This window comes from Salinibacter sp. 10B, assembly GCF_002954405.1.
Classification (GTDB): domain Bacteria; phylum Bacteroidota; class Rhodothermia; order Rhodothermales; family Salinibacteraceae; genus Salinibacter.
Genome location: NZ_MQWC01000004.1, coordinates 316,316 through 335,813, shown reverse-complemented (window position 1 = coordinate 335,813; position 19,498 = coordinate 316,316). Strand labels below are relative to the sequence as shown.

Here is a 19,498-nt window from a genome sequence, read left to right as displayed (position 1 = left end):
CCCCTGAGGAGTCGGAGTCGTCACTCCAGATGAAATGCCAGAGCAACGTCCCGAGGATGACAGGCCCGAAGGCCACGAAGAAACTCAGTACTTGGTAGATCCAATTCATAATGGAGTGCCTGCCGTCGTGTCTCATGTAAGGAATGGCGGTGCTCACCCCAATCTCCCCTGCCCCTCTACAACGAAGCGGGCGTACAACAAGATTGAGCAACGCTGCAACGGCGAAGTACGGTGACGACCAAGGGAAACGACGGTACTTCACCATCGCTTAATTTTTCACGCCTGACGTCCTCAACGGTTTCGGAATATCTCTGTTGAGGACCGTGAAAATGACGTTCCCCCTTTTTAACAGAGGACCGTCTGCGCCGTCTTCGACGTTTCGACCTGTCCTCTTTCTCCCAATCCCCGCCTCTTATGGACTACGACGTAATCACAATCGGTGCGGGACACAATGGATTGATTACCGCAGCGTATTTGGCGCAAGCAGGATACCGAGTGGCTGTGTTCGAGCGCCGCGACATCGTGGGAGGCGCGGTCTCCACGAAGGAGTTGATCCCCGGCTACCAGATCGATCTCGGCGGCAGTGCACATATCCTCATTCGCCAGACCCCCGTCGTCCAGGAGCTAGAACTGGAACAGTACGGGCTCACCTACATCGATCTGGATCCGATGTTCGTGGCGCCGTTTCCCGACGGAGATACCGTCTTTATTCACCGCGACCTCGACCGCACCATTCATCATCTCGAATCGAAGTTTCCAGGCGAAGGAGAAGCGTATCAGCGGTTCGTAACGGACTGGCAGGGCTTTGCCCGTACGATGCGCGACCTCTTCCTGGCCAGCCCCACTCCCTGGCAAATTGGCAAACGAATGGTCATGGGAGAATCTACGCCTCTTCCCTGGCACGAAGAGCTTCGCCACATTTTGCGTCCCTACGAGCATGTAGTGCGCTCCTACTTCAGCGAAGAAAAACTGCAAACCCTCATTGCCTGGATGGCAGCCCAATCGGGCCCCCCTCCAACGGAACCGTTGACCGGGCCCTTTGCCCTGTGGCATGCGCTCTATCATGAAGGGGGCGTTGCCCGCCCCAAGGGTGGGTCCGGAATGCTGACCCAGGCTCTTCGCACACATCTGGAGGCCCACGGCGGAGAGGTCTTCACAGAGGCCCCTGTTCAGGAAATCCTCGTCGAGAATGGAGTTGCACGGGGGGTTCGGGTGAACAGCGAGTTGTACACGAGCCGCGCGGTGTGCGCCGCCACCCATGCAAAGGAAACGTTTGACCATCTCCTCCCTGCCGAGCACCGGCCGAATAGTGCGGACGGCCTCCGTATCGGCAATGGGTTCGGCATCATGCTCCGCCTCGCTCTCGACCAACCGGTCGAGTATGCTGCCCATTCCGGCGATGAAGCCCGGATGGGATTGCAGCTGCTCTGCCGCGACCTCGACCAACTGCACACGGCCTACGGCGACTACCTGAGCAACCGTCCGGCGAGCGATCCCCCCATTGTGGCCATGACGTTCAGCGCGGCGGATGACTCTCTTGCCCCGGCCGGCGGAGAGGTGCTGTGGCTCTGGGGGCAATACTTTCCGTACGAGCTTGCCGGAGAGCAGTCGTGGTCGGAAATTGCCGATACGGTTGCGGACAACCTCATTTCACAGTTTGAAACGTATGCACCGGGCATTCGCGACCACATCGTGGGACAGCTATTCCAGCACCCGGTGTGGCTTGAGAACAACCTGGGGCTCTTTCGGGGAAACGTCATGCACCTCGAGATGAGCCTGGACCAGATGTTTGCCGCTCGTCCGGCCCTCGGGTTGTCCTCCTACAAAGGGCCGATCGACCAGATGTACCTTACAGGCGCAAGCACACATCCGGGTGGGGGAATCATGGGAGCCTCCGGCCGGAATGCCGCACGCGTCATCCTTTCCGACTTGGCTTAGTATCTTCCGAATGTCGTACGCCACATTCCACCTCCTTTTTTTAGCCCCACCAATCATTCTGCTCTGGGCAACGCTCCCCCAGTCGCTATCCTCCCTGGGAGGATGGCGGGCGCAGTGGGCAATCCCTCTCGTGGCGGCCATTGCCTTCACGTATACAACGCCGTGGGACAACTACCTCGTGGCACGAGAAGTCTGGTGGTACGGTCCCGATCGGGTGCTCGCAACCATCGGGTATGTGCCGGTTGAAGAATACCTCTTCTTCCTTCTTCAACCCATCCTAACAGGGCTGTTCACCTTTCAGTATTTGGCGCGCGCGAGTGGGAATCCGACGACCCGATCCTCACGCGGAATGTGGGCAGGCGTCGTTCTCTTTGGAGGACTTTCTCTGCTAGGCGTCGGTCTACTAATATCAGGAGCGGCGCGCGGGCTGTACCTCGGTCTCATCCTTGCTTGGGCCTGTCCACTCCTGACTGGCATGTGGCTCTACGACGGAGAGACCTTGTGGGCGCACCGACGTGTGCTCCTGTACGCCATTGGCGGCCCAACGCTCTACCTGTGGATCGCGGATGCAACGGCCATTGCGTCGGGCATCTGGACAATCGCGGATGCCTTTACCCTGGGCATTGCCCCAGTTGGACTTCCCCTAGAGGAGGCCACCTTTTTTCTCGTGACGAACTGCCTGGTCGTGAAAGGAATCCTTTTGCTTCTCTTTGGGGAGCACGATACCCTCCACCATCTCCAGAAAATCGAGTCCGCTGCTCCTTTGGATGGATGAGAGCGACTTATAACCCCTTGCTTACAATTCTGAGGCCAAATCCGGGGGCTTCTGATTGGTGCCGTCTCCGCCACGAATTATATTGGGGAATGAGATAAGGGCTTGCAGGTCAGGTTTTTCACTCTCACCCAAGGACACATTAGGCCAATCTGCAAGACCCCTTGGTGGAATGATCTCAGGTTCTCTCGTAGAGGAAGCATCTCTCACAGAGGGCCTGTCGTAATTCCCCGCGATAATCACCCACACAAACCGGAGGCTTAACCATGCTACAGGAACTTCCTACTCTGTCTCCAGCGCAGTTTTCGCTGGTGTACAATATGTTTTCGTTTACCGTTGCGACGATGGCAGCGGCGTTCGTCTTCTTCGTGATGGCCCAGAAGAATCTCGCGCCGAAGTATCGAATTTCGATGATGGTGTCGGCGCTTGTTGTCTTCATTGCTGGGTATCACTACTTCCGCATTTTCAACAGTTGGGAAGGCGCGTACGCGCTCAACCAATCGATGGGGGCTTATGAGCCCTCTGGGGATCCCTTTAACGATGCCTACCGCTACGTGGACTGGCTGCTTACCGTCCCCCTTCTAGTGGTAGAGTTGGTACTCGTAATGGACCTACCAAAGGGAGAAAGTGGCTGGACCGCCTTCAAGCTCGGCTTTGCGGCTGCGCTAATGATCGCGCTCGGCTATCCGGGCGAGATCAGCGGCGACGCCAGCTTCTTCGGCACCCGCGGTTTTTGGGGATTTCTCAGCACGCTTCCGTTCCTCTATTTGCTCTACGTGTTGTTCACTGAGCTAGGGGACACGATCCAAAAGCAGTCGAGCGAGGTGGCCACTCTCCTTGGCAATGCCCGCCTGCTCCTGCTCTTCACCTGGGGCTTTTACCCCATCGTGTACATGGTCCCGATGGCCTTCAGTGGATACCCGACGGAAACGCCGGGCACCATCGTTGCCATCCAGGTCGGATACACCATTGCTGATGTCCTGGCGAAGGCCGGATACGGAGTTCTGATTTACAACATCGCCCGCGCGAAGTCCATCGAAGAAGGCTTTGACGTGGATGAATATGCGGAGCCGGTGACTGCTGGTGCTTAACAGGAAAACCGCTCCCTCGGGACAGTTGCTCCCGTTTGCCCACCGTCGGTTCGCCGACGGTGGGCTTTTTTATATGTACGCAGGTGATCCCGACATCACGATATGGAGGTGCCCGTAGGCGCACGTCATCATGGTGCGGCCTTCACGGCCGTCGCTGCTGAACGGTGACGGTTTCTATCCGTGTGTGAGGGCCGATGCAATACTCAAGACGACGCTCCATTCCGCTGAATGACTGCTCCTACGCCCTCCTCACAAGAAGCCTCCGGTCCCTTCCTCACGATTGCCGGGCCTACGGCCGTCGGCAAAACCGAAATAAGCCTCGACGTGGCGGAGGCCCTCAACGCAGAAATCATCTCCGCTGATAGCCGACAGGTCTATCGCGAACTTACTATCGGTACGGCGAAGCCCGACGCCGACGCTCTCGACCGAGTGCCCCACCACTTTATTGGTGAGCGATCCCTGCACGAGCCGTTCTCGGCCGGAACATACGCGGAGGAGGCCAATGCTCGGATTCGAGAGATTCTCGACCGAGGACGCCGTCCTCTCATTGTTGGGGGAGCGACACTGTACCTTCACGCTTTACAGTACGGCCTTGCGGATATTCCCGACGTGGACGATGACGTGCGGGAACGATTGGAGGATCGCATGGAGACGGAGGGGAAAGAAGCCTTGTACGAGGAGTTGCAACGAGTGGACCCGACGCAGGCAGAAAAAGCAGATCCAACGAAGACCCAGCGGGTGATTCGTGCCCTGGAGGTGTACCACGGCACGGGGAAGCCCCTGACCCACTACTATGAGAATCAGCCGGAGCCTCCCTTCACGTACGACACAATTGTACTGAATCGGGAACGCAAAGCGCTCTACGATCGCATTAATCGCCGTGTAGACCGGATGCTGGAGGACGGCCTTATGAACGAAGTGCGCACCGTGATGGAAATTGACGGCGTTCAACTCGATGAGCCGCCTCTGAGTACCATTGGGTACCGAGAGCCCATCCAGTACTTGCAGGGCGAGATCGACGACTATGATGAAATGGTCCGTCTGGTAAAGCGCAATACCCGGCGCTATGCCAAACGTCAACTGACCTGGTTTCGTCGATACGACGAGTACACGTGGATGGACGCGTCTACCACCACGCCAGACGATGTGCTTGACTACTTTGCGTCGGACTAATACCAAATGGCCAGGTCATTTGTGCACGCCCCCGCGAGACTCACGGCGACGGAATCCGATTTCGAACGGCATGGACGCCGTCTTCCATGAGCGTTCGTAAGGGGATGCGGTACCACCAGAGTCCAAAGACAGCTGCCCCACCCCACCCTAGGTTGACCCAGAGCCAGTACGGTCCATCGATGTAGAAGAGGTAAGTGCCAATCGCACACGTTCCCACCCAAAACCAGGGCCAGGCCGGACGCTCATGAAGAACGCTCAGGGCGAGCACCGGAAGAAAATACCATGGGTGAACCGTCGTGCTAAGAACCAAGAAGAGACCAATCGTCAGTAGGCAAGCCCACCGGAACGACCAGTTCCACCTCCAGTCCAGGACATAGAGCAGCGGAAGGGACGCCAAAAAGAGGTAGCGGAACGCAGGGCCAATTTGCTTGCTCCAGTCTGCCCCTGTGAGGAGCCAGAAGACATACTTCACGAGGTAGTACAGTCCCGCATTGAATTCCAGCAGCTCCGCAAAGAGGTCGACCGACGCCTTGAGGTGCGGAAGCGTATACGGGGCAGCGTACGGAAGACTAAGACCCACGGCAAGCACTGCGCCGGGCCAAACGGCCGTCCATCCATACCGGCGCACCAGAAAAGGTGCAAGTACGAACGGATAGATTTTTACGAGTCCGGCACCAGTCACCGCCAGGGAAGCGAGTCGCCCCCTTCCTTTTCGGACGGCCCATACCCCGCCCACGATTAGCGGAAGCAAAAGCGCCTCTGTGTGTCCCTGGCCCGCAGTCTCGATGAGCACCAGAGGATTCCAGGCGTAGAGTAGGAGATTGCGGGCCGAGGTCAGGCGACTCAATAAAACGACCCCGCCAAACTCAGCGGCCGCAAAGAGGCCCTTCAGAACGTAGTAGCTTACCGTCCAGCCGTACGGGTAAAACCATCCCCCAACGGCAAAGAAAATCTGACTGAGGGGCGGATAAACGCTGTAGTACGGCTTAGAATTCAGCCGCGGGTAGATTTGACTCGACTGATAGTTCGAGAGCGCCTCATGCTCGGGGACATACCGGTAGGGGTTTACGCCCTCCATCTGCAGCCATCCATCCCAAATGTACCGGTATAAATCGTCCGTCAGTCCGGGCAACAGGGGAAGGAACGCAATTCGGAGCAGAAGCGCCCCCCAGAGAATTTGGCGTTTCGACAGCGGATCTCGCTGCCAGAGAACGACCAGCCCAAGCATAGCCGCAAACGACGCGGCCACCAATCCCGGCCACGCCCATGCCTGAGCAGCCATCAGCGGAAGGCTGAACAACAAAAGACCGGTGCCACCGGCTGTCCCATAGCCTGCGCGGGGACCGAAGCTGAGAAGAGTTTGCATTTCGTCCGCAATCGACTGTTGACCACCCACAAGCGTCGTCCCCAACAACAAGGGACCGGAGTGCTAGCGAATGACGGCTGCCTTTTCAAGCACGGGAGAATGATCTGGCGCGTTTACCCGGAACAAATAGATCCCGGCCGGAACGCGCTCTCCGCGACGATTCCGTAGATCCCAGCGCACCCCTCCGTCTCGATTGGCCTCCACCGAAAGTCGACGGACAAGTCGCCCGTCGGGCGAAAAGATGCGTATCGATGCCTCCGTCGGAAGGCCCGCGATGGTCACACTCCCGTCATGTTGCTGTGCACGGTACGGATTCGGGTACACATAAACGTTTGAAAGGTCATCGGCAGGCGTGGTGAGACGCACCGTTCCTCCCTCCTTTGTGAGCCGGTGCCCGTTTAAGCTTATCATCTCCGTAACCGTTAGGGAGGACTCCCTCCCCTTTGCTCCGATCACGAGGCCCTCTACGCGAAGGGTCACGGTCGTGGGGGCCTCCGTCGAGAACTCGACCGAAGCAACCCGGCCCCGAGGGCGAATCTTGTAACGATCACGGTCGGTGGCCGCTCCTGCAGAGAGGGGTTCGTTGAAGGAGAGTCGTACTCGACGCTGATCCAGAATTTCGGTCGACTCAACGTAGAGCGAGCGCTGCTCCGAGGCCGGAAACACAATCTTCTGGTCCGTCTGGCCGACGGGTAGGCCATCCGTATCCACTACGTGAGCCCACTGCAAACGTCCGGACTGCCCCGCTACTCGCGCCGGAAAGCGCAGCACCACCCCCGTCTGGTCATTGCTCTGTATGAGGGTGGTCGGATGAACTGACGCTGGCCCAAACTGGAACTGCTCCGATCGGGTAGAGGAGGCGAGACGCTCGGTAAACCGAAGCTTGACGGCGTGAGGGCTCGGATAGCCCACCTCAGTTACAGTCGCTGCGGCGTGAGGACGAAGACGCCGGTGAGACGAAAGCGGCGAGGAGGTTCCGTTCTCCCAGGCACGCAGGGCAAAGCGCCGTTCTGCTGTGCCTCCAATACGGACCGTAGAGTCCACCGTGCCGCGAATGTGATTGAGGGGGCCGTTGGGCGGGCCGGCAAAAATCGAGACAGAGTCGGCGCCCGGGGCTCGCCATTCGAGAACAACCTCATTAGCGCCGGTAGGACGGGCCCGAGTCCACCGTGGAGGAGAAACCGGAAGAGAAGCAGGATCCACCGAAAACCGGGCGAGGGAATCCCCCGCGGTTTCGGCCACGAGCGAGGGCCTTCCAGACCCCGAAAAGTCGGCGGCCACAAGTCCCCGACTCTGGAGCGGAGGCGCACGAGTGTGTTCATGAAGCACCTGCCATTGTCCCTGCTTCCAGTCCAAAACAAGCAGAGAAGGAGCATGTGCAATCGCAACCTCTTGCAAATCGTCTCCATCCAGGTCGGCCGTAGTCATCGAACCGTAGTCCGTATACGGCCCAGCTACGGGGAGCGTGTACACGCGCTCATACGAGTTATCTCCGGTACTCGTCCAGATGGAATATACTGAGAGCTGGGGAGCGGATTCTCCGTTCTCGTTGGGAAACGGCGGATACGTGGTCATAGTCACGAACTCGCGTCCGCCCCCCGACATTATATCACCAGCCGCGAACCGATTGCCCGCATCTACGCGATCCGTCTCGTGAGTCCAGGCCACGGTCATATCTTCAGTGCCCGTCGCCTCGTAGACAATCACATCCCCGTCTCGATCGCCGACGAGCAGATCTCGCCGGCCATCTCCATCAAAATCCCCCGTTTGTGCGGCAGGGGTGTCAAAGGCATTGCCCAGTGCCGAGTCTCTGCCCGTCTGAGCGGTCGGGTTGTCGAGACGAAATCTTGGGACGAACCCGCTGTTGGTATGCTCAAGGACCGTCCACTGGCGGCCGGTCGTAGCGAGGATCTCCCCGTTGCCATCTCCATCGAAATCCGTAAGCCGCGTGCCATTGAGCAGCGGCTTCTCGTCCGTACTGGTCGTATCGGCAAAGATGAGGTCATCAGGGAAGGCAGTTTCGGATCGCTGTTCGAGAAGCAGCGTCCCGGCCCGAACCTGTAACAGAATCTCTTGTAGGCCATCGCCGTCTGTATCCCCCACGTCTTTCGGAAAAAGAGTGGCGATGAGCGTATCAGCCGATACGAATCCATCCCCTCTCCACTCAAAGGAGCGAAGGCTATCAGAGAGTCCCCCCTCCGTCGACTGATTAAGCACGATCTCGTGGAGGCCATCCCCATCAAAATCCGTGGCCTTCGATAAAAGGCGTCCCCGCGGCACCGATGTAGAGTTGCGGTGGAGTAGAGCCGTATTTTCCTGGTCGCCGGGAAGCTGGAGCGTTGTGTCGAGAGTCGTTGTGAGGCCACTCGTATTCCGTGCGCGGATTTGCACCTCCGCGGTTCCTGTTCGTCCCGATTCATTGGCCCACGCCAAACCGTGGCGTCGGGCCACCTGCTCACTCTGAACGACGGCCTCCACTCCGAAAAGCCGGATCGTGGTAGTGAGTCGGGTACGATCGTCCGTTACCAAATCTCCCACAATCCCATGCTCCCCATTGATTCGCCCATCTCCCAATAACTCAACTCGGAGACTCGGTGGAGTTCGATCGACAATGATCCGTCGACGATCCTCAATGGTTCCTCCATCCTGAAGCCTCGTTACGAGCCGAAGAGTGTATTCCCCTTCCTCCACGTTGGCAAGGGGCCACGTGGCAATCGTGTCCCGTAAAACCTGCGTGCTCGTCGGCCCGGTGAGCTCCATCCAGGGATCGGTCCGCTCATCCAAGTTCGAGGTCCCCTTCGCTACGTACACTGCGTACTCTTCGAAGGCGGGATTCAGTGCAGTCCCGACGATCGGAAGGGCATCCGTCCCAGAAATGCCCTGATTATGAGATGGATGCACGATTTCGGTGCGGGCCGGATATGCCCGTGACAGGCCCTGGTCTACGTTGAGCAGGCCAGCCCCCGTTTGATGATCCCAACTCTCTGCCTCGAGGTCGTCGGCCGTCGCCGTCAAAATACTCCGAACCGACGCAGGGGAAAGCGACGAATCCGCAGATCGAAGAAGCGCCGCAGCCCCGGCGACCTGCGGCGCCGAGAACGAAGATCCATTGATCGACCGATAAAGGTCCGTTGTCTCCGGGTCCATGCCTTGCGAAACGGCCTGAGCCGGAAAGTCAGCGGTATAAACCCCCGACCCCGGTGCTCCGATGTCGACCCCAATTCCGTACTGACTGCGATTGAACTGGGGCAATCCCTCCCCGTCTTCCGCTAGCCACACCACCGAGAGAACTTCGGGATAGTCGGAGGGGTAGTGGGGATCATCCGTCAATTCATTTCCCGCGGACCCAACAATGATCGTCCCCTGGTCGTGCGCAAATTGGACGGCATCGTGGATCACGGGCGCTGGACGACTGCGGCCGAAGGAAAGATTCAGGACATCCACACCCATAGTGGCCGCGTACACAATAGCCGCGGCAATGTCGTCGGAACGGCCCACGCCGTCGCCACCAAATGCTCGAAGTCCTACGAGTTTCGCTCCTGGAGCAACTCCGGCAATTCCGATCTCCGGATCTTGGGGAGAAGCCCCCGCAACGGCGGCAACTGACGATCCGTGGCCGCTTCCCTGCGCCTTTGGATCCGCCGAGGGATCCGGATCGCGCGTTTCGTACTCCCCTTCCTGAAGGGGAGATGGGCGATCTACAAAGTCATATCCGATGACGTCATCGACGAACCCGTTTCCGTCATCATCAATCCCATTTAGGTCCCCCGGGTCGAACCGTCCATTGTTGTTAATGTCTTCCGGTTCGTTGATCCAAAACTCGTCGCGGAGGTCCGGGTGCTCGAGGTAAAATCCGGTGTCTACGATCCCTATAGTGACATCCGATGCTCCGGTGGTGAAATCCCATCCTTCGAAAGCCTGAACAACCCCGAGGTGGTCGAGACTATCAGCGCGGGGATTGTTCGGCGCCAAGATCGGATTGGATGGGATGTCGCGCTGAGCCGAATGGACGCGAAAGGTGTAGTTCGGGTGGGCGTACGCAACGTCCGGCCGAGATCGCCAGCGGCGCAGGAGGAGCCGAAAGACAGTCGAGTCCCGAGCGCGGAGAGTGTATATCGATGGCGATTCTGCCGATCCCCTTCTGGCTTTGGCAGTCGAGGAAGGAAAAAGAGACTGAACGGCCGCAACGCCCGCAAAGAGAGAGTCGTCACGTGATTTAGAGGGAGGACCCGCATCCAGCGTCTGAACGAGGTCAGTCGAGGGAGATGTGAGACGGACGATCAGCTCGGGAGCGGGCTGGCTTTGTCCAAATCCTCCCTGCGGAAAGAGGAGGGCCAGTAGGAGGACCAGTGATAGTGCTTTTTTTGTTTTCAAAGCTCTTATGCAATAACGGAAATCAAAAACCCTGGAAAGTAGAATAGCACTCAAATGAGTCTTGTAGTAGAGCCTACCGGGCAACAAAAAAATCACTTTTGGCTCGAGATCTACGAACTCGGAGGATACAAAGGCTCCGACCTTCCCTCTCTAAGGCTATAGGACTCTTAACTCCTTTGAGGTTGTCGTCAGATTCTCAATCCCTCCCGACTGCAAAACGACAATGTCTTCAATTCGAACCCCGTACTGCTCCTCCGGCACGTAGATGCCCGGTTCAATCGTGACACAAACCCCGGATGGAAGCTCATCCTCCGATGCATGCGACACACGGGGCCATTCATGTACCTGCAGACCGATGCCGTGGCCTAAGCCGTGCGAAAAGTACTCCTCCATGCCCTCCTCGGCAATTACATCCCGCGCCATAGCATCTATTTCCTTCGCTTTCAGCCCAGCGCGGGCATGCTCCAACGCCTGTTTCTGTGCACGGCGCACGAGCTCATATCCCTCCCGTGCTGCGGAGCCGGGATCCCCAATGGCCACGGTTCGGGTCATATCGGAGGCATATCCGTCAAGGATGCACCCCATGTCCAAGACAACAAGATCTCCCTCCTGCAACGTGCGATCAGTGGGTCGTGCATGGGGCCGTGCGGCGTTAGGCCCCGATGCTACGATGGGGTCAAACGCCATCTTCTCTGCCCCACGGCGGAGATGGTCGTAAATGATTTCCGCCGCAATTTCGCGCTCACTGCGGCCGGGCTCCACCTGAGTAAGAATATAGTCGAACACGGCCTCCGTCACCGCCTGCGCACGACGAATCTGGCGAATCTCTGGATCTTCCTTCACCGCAACATCGCGTGTGAGAAGTCCAGAGATTGGTTGCCACTCAATCGTGCTGCACTCTTCTTCCAGCTGTTGTCGTTTGGAGACCGTAACGTCATCGGCCTCAAAAATCACCTGGCTGTATCCTTCCAAATGCCCCCCTTCCATCAGACGGGTCATGAGCCCATTTCTCGCGATTATAACGTCGGCGCCACTCACCTCCTGACGCGCTTGCTCCGTGTACCGTCCATCGGTGACAAATGTCGCCTGCTCCGGCCCTACGAGAAGGAGGCCGTTTGAGCCCGTGAATCCACACGCCCATCGAATATTGGGGAGAAATGAAAGAAGTAGCGCGTCGGCGCCTTGCTCCTCAAGGCGCCGGCGAATACGGTCGAATCGATTCGGCATGAGTGCAAACGAGGGGTGTGGCGAAGCGTGAAGTGCTATTCCTTTGAGTTACGCCCCGAATAGTAATTGGGCGATTCCTGCGTAATCTCGACATCGTGGGGGTGGCTCTCGCGGATCCCGGACGCTGTGGTACGAACGAACTGACCGTCTTCGTAGAGTTCCTGAACAGACTCACAGCCGCAGTACCCCATGGCAGCACGCAACCCGCCCGACATTTGGTGAATCACTTCACTGAGGGTTCCGCTGTAAGGCACGCGTCCTTCGACGCCCTCCGGCACGAGCTTTTCCAATTCATCTTCCGCATCCTGGAAGTAGCGGTCTTTGCTACCGGCTCCCATTGCCCCGACAGAGCCCATTCCTCGATATGATTTGTACTTTCGCCCCTCGTAAATAATCGTTTCGCCCGGACTCTCCTCGACACTTGCAAACAAGCCGCCAATCATTACTGCGCTAGCACCAGCTGCAAGGGCCTTCGAGATGTCGCCCGTTTGCTTGATGCCCCCGTCCGCAATCAATGGAATCCCCTCCTCGTGCGCCACCTCTGCACACTCCATGATTGCCGTAAGCTGTGGCACCCCAACGCCAGCCACCACGCGCGTCGTGCAAATCGAGCCCGGCCCGATGCCCACCTTGACACAATCAACCCCAGCCTCAATGAGATCTCGGGTGCCTTCGGCCGTGCCAACATTACCGGCAATGACCTCAACTTCGTCTCCGAATCGCGACGAGACCTCATCCACCGTCTCTAGAACCCCTTCCGCATGCCCGTGCGCGGTATCGACGACGACAAAATCGACCCCCACCTCGACGAGCGCAGAAACACGATCTTCCACCTGCGGCGTCACACCGACTGCCGCCCCGACGCGAAGCCGCCCATGATCGTCCTTGCATGCGTTCGGATGCTTGCGACGCTTACGTATATCCTTAAAGGTAATGAGTCCCTTCAGGTACCCCTCGTCGTCGACGACCGGAAGCTTCTCAATTTTGTGCTGCTGGAGTATGCGCTCCGCCTCATCAAGCGTCGTCCCCACTGGGACAGTAACAAGGTCTTCTTCTGTCATCATCTCCCGGATGGGAGTGTCCCCGTTGAGTTCAAACCGAACATCTCGATTGGTGACAATCCCAACCAGCTTATCGGACTCATCTACGACCGGAATGCCGCCGATCGAATAGTGACTCATCTTGTCCCGAGCGTCCGCCACGGTGTCGTGCGGAGAAATCGTAATCGGGTCTAGAATCATGCCATTCTCCGACCGCTTTACACGGCGCACCTCGGCAGCCTGCTCCTCAATGGACATGTTCTTGTGCAGTACGCCAACCCCTCCTTCTCGCGCCAGGGCGATGGCCATGTCGGCCTCCGTGACGGTATCCATCGCCGCTGAGAGGATGGGAACATTCAACTTAATGCGAGGGGTGAGCCACGAGGACGTATCTACCTGGCGCGGCATCACCGACGACCGGGCCGGCACCAAAAGTACGTCATCGTACGTCAGCCCCTCGGCCTTGATTTTTCGATCCATGGCCGACTGGAGGGTCCCGTTGCTCGTTGTCTGGCGCGTATCCATATCAGTGGTATCTATTTCGATTACTTAAGGTCAACTCGCTCGCGAAGGTCATCCACTTCCTCATAGGTCAGGCGTCGCCATTCGCCGCGCTGCAGAGTTCCGGTGGTAATACTTCCATACTTCGCACGCTCAAGCTGCACGATGTCGTGCCCAAGAGACTCCATCATGCGGCGGATCTGCCGGTTACGGCCTTCATGCAGCTCAAGTGCAACATCAGTCTTCGTGTTCGGGTCCAGATACGCGACCTGATCCGCGGACGCCGGCCCGTCGTCCAGTTCTACGCCTCGCCGAAGGGTGTCAATTTGATGCGGAAGCACCGGTTTTTGGGTCCGCACGTAGTAGATCTTCGAAACCTCGTAACTGGGGTGCATGAGGCGATGAGCCAAATCGCCATCATTCGTAATCAAAAGCACGCCCGTCGTATTGCGGTCCAATCGTCCCACCGGAAAAAGTCCCGACGGATTCTCTTCGGGCACTCCCACCACGTCCAAGACCGTTTGACGATCTTTTTGGTCGTCCGTGGTGCTAATCGTATCCTTTGGCTTATTGAGGAGGATGTGTTCGAGTGCTCGTAGCTCAAGAACCTCCCCATCTACTGTGACCCGTTGTCCCTCTCGCACCCTCCGTCCATGCTCGGTTACAAGCTCTCCGTCCACCTTGACGCGCCTCTCCTCTACCAATTGGTCGGCGTCGCGGCGAGAGCAGTAGCCTGTGTGTGCAATGTACTTGTTGATTCGCATGCCCTGTCGTTCGGCATGCTCGCTGGAACCCGTCATGGAATAGGATCACCTATGAATAACGTCGTGCGTCGTCAAACATTCCGGCCCTCAAAAAAGGTCCTTGGGCCTCCCTGTCTCACCGAACCGATCTCTGAGCTCATACAGTCTCCCTCCCCTGTCCGAAACACAAGTTAGCACAAGGGAGGACGACTTCCGTGTCACTCTTCTTCCGGAGAGGAGGACTCCGCTTCTTCCTTCTTCTCTTCCTCTTCCACCTCCTCCAGAATATCGTCCACCGAGACCTCTTCTTCCTTGTCGAGGCGTAACAGCTTGGCCCGTTCCTCGTCAAATGCGGGATCATCCAACAACTCTTCGACCTCCCGGAGTGTTGGGAGATCGTCCAAACTCTTCAACCCAAATTGCTCAAGGAACTGCGAAGTCGTACCGTACAGAAGAGGGCGCCCCAACGAGTCGGCCCGTCCCTCTACGTCGACAAGCTCCATCTCCAACAGTTTTCCGATCGCATAGTCTGAGTTGACTCCCCGAATGAAGTCTACCTCCGGCCGTGTTACAGGCTGCCGGTAGGCGATGACAGCGAGGGTTTCCATTAACGAGCGCGAGAGACTTTTCTCTTGCTCGCCAACAAAGAGCGTCTTCACGAATGGAGAAAGCGTCGAGCGTGTAGCCATCCGGTAGCCCTCCCCCCACTCGTGAATCTCGAGGGCCCGACCAGAAGCCTCGTATTCCTCATTAATCGTTTCGATCGCTGTTTGAACCTCCTCGTCAGACACTTCGGGCTGGCCGGTTACCTCTGACACGATCTCGGCGATCCGTTCAGCGGTCACGGGTTCGTCGGCAGCAAAAATGATGGCCTCAGCCGCCTCCGCGAGCGTGTGATCGTCGGTGGGCGGGTGAGCATCGCCGGAGGACTCTGCGGTGGAAGGAGTTGAGGATTGGTTTGACATCTCTCTTTGCAATAACAGAAATACAGAAGTCAAATCATTCGTCGGAGGCAGCGTCAGACGGTGCTCCGTCTCCCGACGGCGCGGGCATGTTCTCTAGAGCTGGGTCTTCGGGCTGGAGCGGCTGCTCCTCCCGTTCCTCTATCGCAAAGTCCGCTGGACCTGCCGATAGGTCGAGCCGGAGATAATGCTGTCGCGTCAGCTCCAAAACTGCGAGGAATGTAGCAATGATGAATCCCTTGCTTCGGCGCCGGACCAGGGTGGCGAAGGTAATTCGCGGCTCTTCCATCACGCGGTCTAGGACATAGCGCTGCTGTTCCTCCACGGAGTGTTCGAGCGGTTCAACCTCATGAACGGGTTCACTGTCCTCCTCTTCGGCCTGATTGAGCATCTCGCCGAGGGCTTCCATGAGGTCGTAGACCGACGCATCCACTTCAACGTCGTGCTCCTCTTCGACCTGCTCCCGATGTGCTGAGGCATCTCCCCGTGTAAAATGCTCACGCCGATGTTCACGCCGAGTCGAAAGCTGGTCGGCCGCCTCTTTGAAGCGGACATACTCCAGCAGTCGCTCCACAAGCTCACGACGCGGGTCTACGGCCTCCCCTTCCTCGTCGGTCTCCGTTGTTGGCAGGAGCATCCGCGCCTTGATATTAATCAGAAGCGCCGCCATGTAGATGAAGTCCCCGACCCCGTCCAGATCAATCTCTTCGAGTACACGCACATACGCGAGATACTCGTCCGCGATGCGGGCAATAGGTATGTCGTACACGTCCACCTCATCCCGCTTAATAAAGAACAGCAGGAGGTCCATTGGCCCCTCAAACTGCTGTAGCTCAACGCGGTACATCGGCCTTCAAAAAGATGGTGTCAAGCTAACGAAAAAGGACGACCCCTCAGTCTCTTGCTGTGAACCGGGACCGCAGTCGTTGCGTCCTACCAAATGCCCAGTGCCTGCAGGGAAAGCAGCTTCTAAAAGTCATCGTATCCATGCGGGTGCTTCCGGTGCCACGCCCACGCACTCTCGATAATCTCTTCCAAGTCTCCGTATTGAGGCTCCCATCCCAGTTCTCGGCGAATCTTATCACTACTCGCAATGAGTTCAGGAGGGTCGCCGGGACGACGCGGACCCACTTCCGACGGGATTTCAGCACCGGTCACGGCCCGGGCAGTGTCAATCACCTCACGAACGCTGTACCCGTTGCCATTTCCAAGATTATAGACGCGGCTCCCGTTCTCAAGAGCTTCCAGCGCAAGGATGTGAGCTTGTGCAAGGTCACGCACGTGGACGAAGTCCCGAATGCAGGTGCCGTCGCGCGTATCGTAGTCGTCCCCGTAGATCTCAATCTTATCACGTTTGCCGGCCGCTACCTCCAGGACAATCGGAAGGAGATGCGTCTCCGGATCGTGGTCCTCTCCCAGATCCGCTGAAGCCGCCCCCGCCGCGTTGAAGTAACGAAGGGTTGCAAAACGAAGAGCATCCAGTTCGTCCAGCCACTGCAGCGTCCGCTCAAGAACATTCTTTGATTCGCCGTATGGACTCCCCGGCTCGATGGACTCCTCCTCATCAATCGGAATCGAGTCCGGCGTTCCAAACAAATTGGCGGTGGACGAAAGAATGAATCGTTCCACGTCGTGCTTCACAGCACATCGCATCAAATTGACGCCACACCGCACATTCTCATCAAGATACAAGAACGGCTTCTCCATCGACTCTCCCACCAGCGACTTCGAAGCAAAATGCATAATCGCATCAGGCTCATGCTCCCCGAGGGTTCGATCCACAACCTCTCGGTCACGCAGGTCTCCCTCTACAAACGTCGCCTCCGGATGAACAGCCGCCCGGTGCCCTTGAGACAAGTTATCGAAGACAACGACCTCATAGCCTTCGTGCACAAGCTCGTGAACGCCAACGCTCCCGATATACCCTGCGCCGCCCGTAACAAGTACTTTCATGCTGAAAGTGATCAAACAGTGATATGGCTCGATATGTACCGTCGGAGAGAGCACCCATCCTGAGCCCCCACAGCTACTCCATCTCCCTCCCAACGGCTTGATAGGCACCTACGCGAAAGGCGAGGGCCAAACGGCCCTCGCCCTTACGTAAAGCACTTCAAAAGTGAGGGGGGGGGGGCTTTATTGGTCGGCCGTTTCCTCATCCTCCTCCGACAGGAACGGCTTCCGTGTAAGACGCATCTTCCCGTCGTCCTTCACTTCAAGGAGGTGTACCTTCACCTTGTCTCCCACCTGAAGGTATTCCTCAATGTCCTCCACATACTCGTGGGAGATTTCAGAGACATGGAGCAGCCCCGTTCGCTCCGGCATAATCTCAATGAAGGCTCCAAAGTCGCGGATGCCTTTCACTGTGCCGATATAGTCCTCACCTTCCTCCGGCACCGCCACAATTTGCTTCACACGTTCGATCGCAGCCTCCGCATCGTTTTGATTGGTCGCCGCAATTGTGACGATCCCCACGCCTTCATCTTCATCCACGGAGATCTCCGTATTCGTCTCCTTCTGGATGCTCTTCACAACCTTGCCGCCGGGACCAATGACGGCACCGATCCGATCCGGATCGATTTGCAGCTTGGTCAGCCGGGGAGCGTACTTAGAAAGATCCTCCCGCGGCTCCGAAATCGTCTCTTCCATCTCATCCAGAATGAACTCGCGGGCCTTTCGGGCCTGCTTCAGCGCCTTCAGAAGGACATCTCGGGACAGGCCCTCGATCTTCATATCCATCTGGCAGGCCGTCACCCCGTCCCGGGTTCCCGTGATCTTGAAGTCCATGTCGCCCAGGTGATCCTCCTGACCGAGAATATCGGTCAGCACTTTCGTCTCGTCCTCGTGCTGAACGAGTCCCATGGCAATGCCAGCCACGGGCTTCTCGATCGGGACCCCCGCATCCATGAGCGCCAGGCTTCCGGCGCAGACGCTCGCCATAGACGAGGAGCCGTTTGACTCCATGACGTCGGCGTTGATTCGGATCGTGTAGGGGAACTGCTCCTGTTCCGGAATTACCGGTCGCAGGGCACGCTCGGCGAGCATGCTGTGTCCAATCTCGCGGCGCTTGGGCCCCCGCAGGTAGCTCGCTTCTCCCACAGAGAACGGCGGAAAACGGTAGTGAAGATAGAAGGTCTTGTCGGTCTCCGCAAAGACCTCATCGACTGCCTGCACGTCTTCGGAGGTCCCAAGGGTCACAGACCCGAGAACCTGCGTCTCGCCCCGGGTAAAGATGGCAGATCCGTGTACACGCGGCAGGTATCCAACCTCCATCCAGAGGTCTCGAACATCCTCCTCGCCACGGCCGTCAATGCGCTGTCCTTCCTGGACAATCATCGACCGCATTTCGTCCTTCTGTACGTTCTCGACGGCCGAGTGGATGTCGTCGCGGGTGTACCCTTCCGGCGTCTCTTTCGCGTCTCCAAGAAGGTCCGCCGTCGCCTCCTCTTTGATGGCGTCAATGCCCTGATAGAATTTCTCCTTGCTGTACTCGCCACGAATCGCATCGGCCACCTTGCGGCCGTACTGCTGCTTCATCTTGTCGACGAGCGCATCGGGCACAAGATCGGCCTCCCATTCGAACGGCTCCGGCTCCCCGTACGCTTCTACGAGCTGATGCTGGCCTCGACACAGCGTCCGAATCGACTTGTGCGCCTCGTCGAGAGCATCGATCATGTCCTCTTCGCTGACCTCATCGGCTTCCCCCTCCACCATCACAAGGGCATCTTCTTTCCCCGCCACGATCAGGTCCATGTCGCTCTCTGCCGTCTGCTGCATCGTGGGGTTGATGACAAACTCCCCATCGACGCGGGCCACACGCACCTCCGCAATCGGTCCCTGAAACGGAGCGCCCGAGGTCATCAGTGCGGCAGACGACCCCACACCTGCCAGCACGTCGGCGTCGTAGTCTTGGCCGGCCGAGATCACAAAGTTGACCACGTGCACGTCATGGTAGAACCCGTCCGGGAAAAGGGGCCGGATCGCACGGTCAATAAGGCGAGAAGTAAGGGTTTCCTTATCGGTGGGACGTCCTTCTCGTTTAATGAATCCACCGGGCACCTTCCCGCCAGCAGCAAACTTTTCCCGGTAATCTACGGTCAACGGGAAGAAGTTGGACTCCCGCACCGAATCGCTGATCGTCGCCGTAGACAGGACCATAGTATCGCCTAGACGCACGACGACGGACCCGTCGGCCTGCTTGGCAATCCGTCCGGTCTCCAGAGAGAGACTACGTTCGGGTGCAAATTGAATATCTTCGATGGTGGCTTGCGGCTTCATAAATGGCTATCGTCGTCAATCAAAATCAGCAAGTGG

The 19,498-nt window shown here is 57.8% G+C and carries 13 protein-coding genes; 4 read left to right on the top strand and 9 right to left on the bottom strand.

Annotated elements, in window-relative coordinates:
• Positions 1 to 414 precede the first annotated feature (414 nt).
• The 4 genes from BSZ35_RS01665 (at position 415) to miaA (ending at position 4,974) form a co-directional block, all read left to right on the top strand.
• Positions 415 to 1,938, top strand: coding sequence for an NAD(P)/FAD-dependent oxidoreductase (locus BSZ35_RS01665; RefSeq protein WP_105010828.1), 1,524 nt, complete (start codon positions 415 to 417; stop codon positions 1,936 to 1,938).
• Positions 1,939 to 1,948: 10 nt separating this feature from the next.
• Positions 1,949 to 2,713, top strand: coding sequence for a lycopene cyclase domain-containing protein (locus BSZ35_RS01660; RefSeq protein WP_105010827.1), 765 nt, complete (start codon positions 1,949 to 1,951; stop codon positions 2,711 to 2,713).
• 263 nt (positions 2,714 to 2,976) lie between these two features.
• On the top strand, positions 2,977 to 3,801 hold the full coding sequence (locus BSZ35_RS01655) for a bacteriorhodopsin (RefSeq protein WP_105010826.1): 825 nt from the start codon (positions 2,977 to 2,979) through the stop codon (positions 3,799 to 3,801).
• 228 nt (positions 3,802 to 4,029) lie between these two features.
• A complete protein-coding gene (gene miaA / locus BSZ35_RS01650; protein ID WP_105010825.1) occupies positions 4,030 to 4,974 on the top strand; it encodes a tRNA (adenosine(37)-N6)-dimethylallyltransferase MiaA in 945 nt (314 codons plus the stop codon).
• Positions 4,975 to 5,014: 40 nt separating this feature from the next.
• Here the strand turns inward: miaA and BSZ35_RS01645 are convergent, their stop codons facing one another.
• The 9 genes from BSZ35_RS01645 to pnp form a co-directional block, all read right to left on the bottom strand.
• The gene (locus BSZ35_RS01645; protein WP_105010824.1) at positions 5,015 to 6,340 is read right to left on the bottom strand and encodes a glycosyltransferase family 87 protein; all 1,326 of its coding nucleotides are present in this window, start codon (positions 6,338 to 6,340) and stop codon (positions 5,015 to 5,017) included.
• Between the two features lie 63 nt (positions 6,341 to 6,403).
• Positions 6,404 to 10,714 (bottom strand): S8 family serine peptidase, encoded by a 4,311-nt coding sequence (locus BSZ35_RS01640; protein ID WP_181149132.1) that lies wholly within the window; start codon positions 10,712 to 10,714, stop codon positions 6,404 to 6,406.
• A gap of 156 nt (positions 10,715 to 10,870) precedes the next feature.
• Positions 10,871 to 11,941, bottom strand: coding sequence for a Xaa-Pro peptidase family protein (locus tag BSZ35_RS01635; protein WP_105010822.1), 1,071 nt, complete (start codon positions 11,939 to 11,941; stop codon positions 10,871 to 10,873).
• A 35-nt stretch (positions 11,942 to 11,976) separates the two neighbouring features.
• Positions 11,977 to 13,461 (bottom strand): IMP dehydrogenase, encoded by a 1,485-nt coding sequence (gene guaB / locus BSZ35_RS01630; RefSeq protein WP_181149401.1) that lies wholly within the window; start codon positions 13,459 to 13,461, stop codon positions 11,977 to 11,979.
• A 65-nt stretch (positions 13,462 to 13,526) separates the two neighbouring features.
• Positions 13,527 to 14,282, bottom strand: coding sequence for a pseudouridine synthase (locus BSZ35_RS01625; protein WP_105010820.1), 756 nt, complete (start codon positions 14,280 to 14,282; stop codon positions 13,527 to 13,529).
• A 161-nt stretch (positions 14,283 to 14,443) separates the two neighbouring features.
• A complete protein-coding gene (gene scpB / locus BSZ35_RS01620) occupies positions 14,444 to 15,190 on the bottom strand; it encodes an SMC-Scp complex subunit ScpB (protein WP_105010819.1) in 747 nt (248 codons plus the stop codon).
• Between the two features lie 34 nt (positions 15,191 to 15,224).
• Complete coding sequence (locus BSZ35_RS01615) at positions 15,225 to 16,034, bottom strand: segregation/condensation protein A (protein WP_105010818.1); 810 nt, start codon at positions 16,032 to 16,034, stop codon at positions 15,225 to 15,227.
• 122 nt (positions 16,035 to 16,156) lie between these two features.
• Positions 16,157 to 17,140, bottom strand: coding sequence for a UDP-glucose 4-epimerase GalE (gene galE / locus BSZ35_RS01610; RefSeq protein ID WP_105010817.1), 984 nt, complete (start codon positions 17,138 to 17,140; stop codon positions 16,157 to 16,159).
• Between the two features lie 180 nt (positions 17,141 to 17,320).
• The gene (gene pnp / locus BSZ35_RS01605) at positions 17,321 to 19,462 is read right to left on the bottom strand and encodes a polyribonucleotide nucleotidyltransferase (RefSeq protein ID WP_105010816.1); all 2,142 of its coding nucleotides are present in this window, start codon (positions 19,460 to 19,462) and stop codon (positions 17,321 to 17,323) included.
• Positions 19,463 to 19,498: the final 36 nt, after the last annotated feature.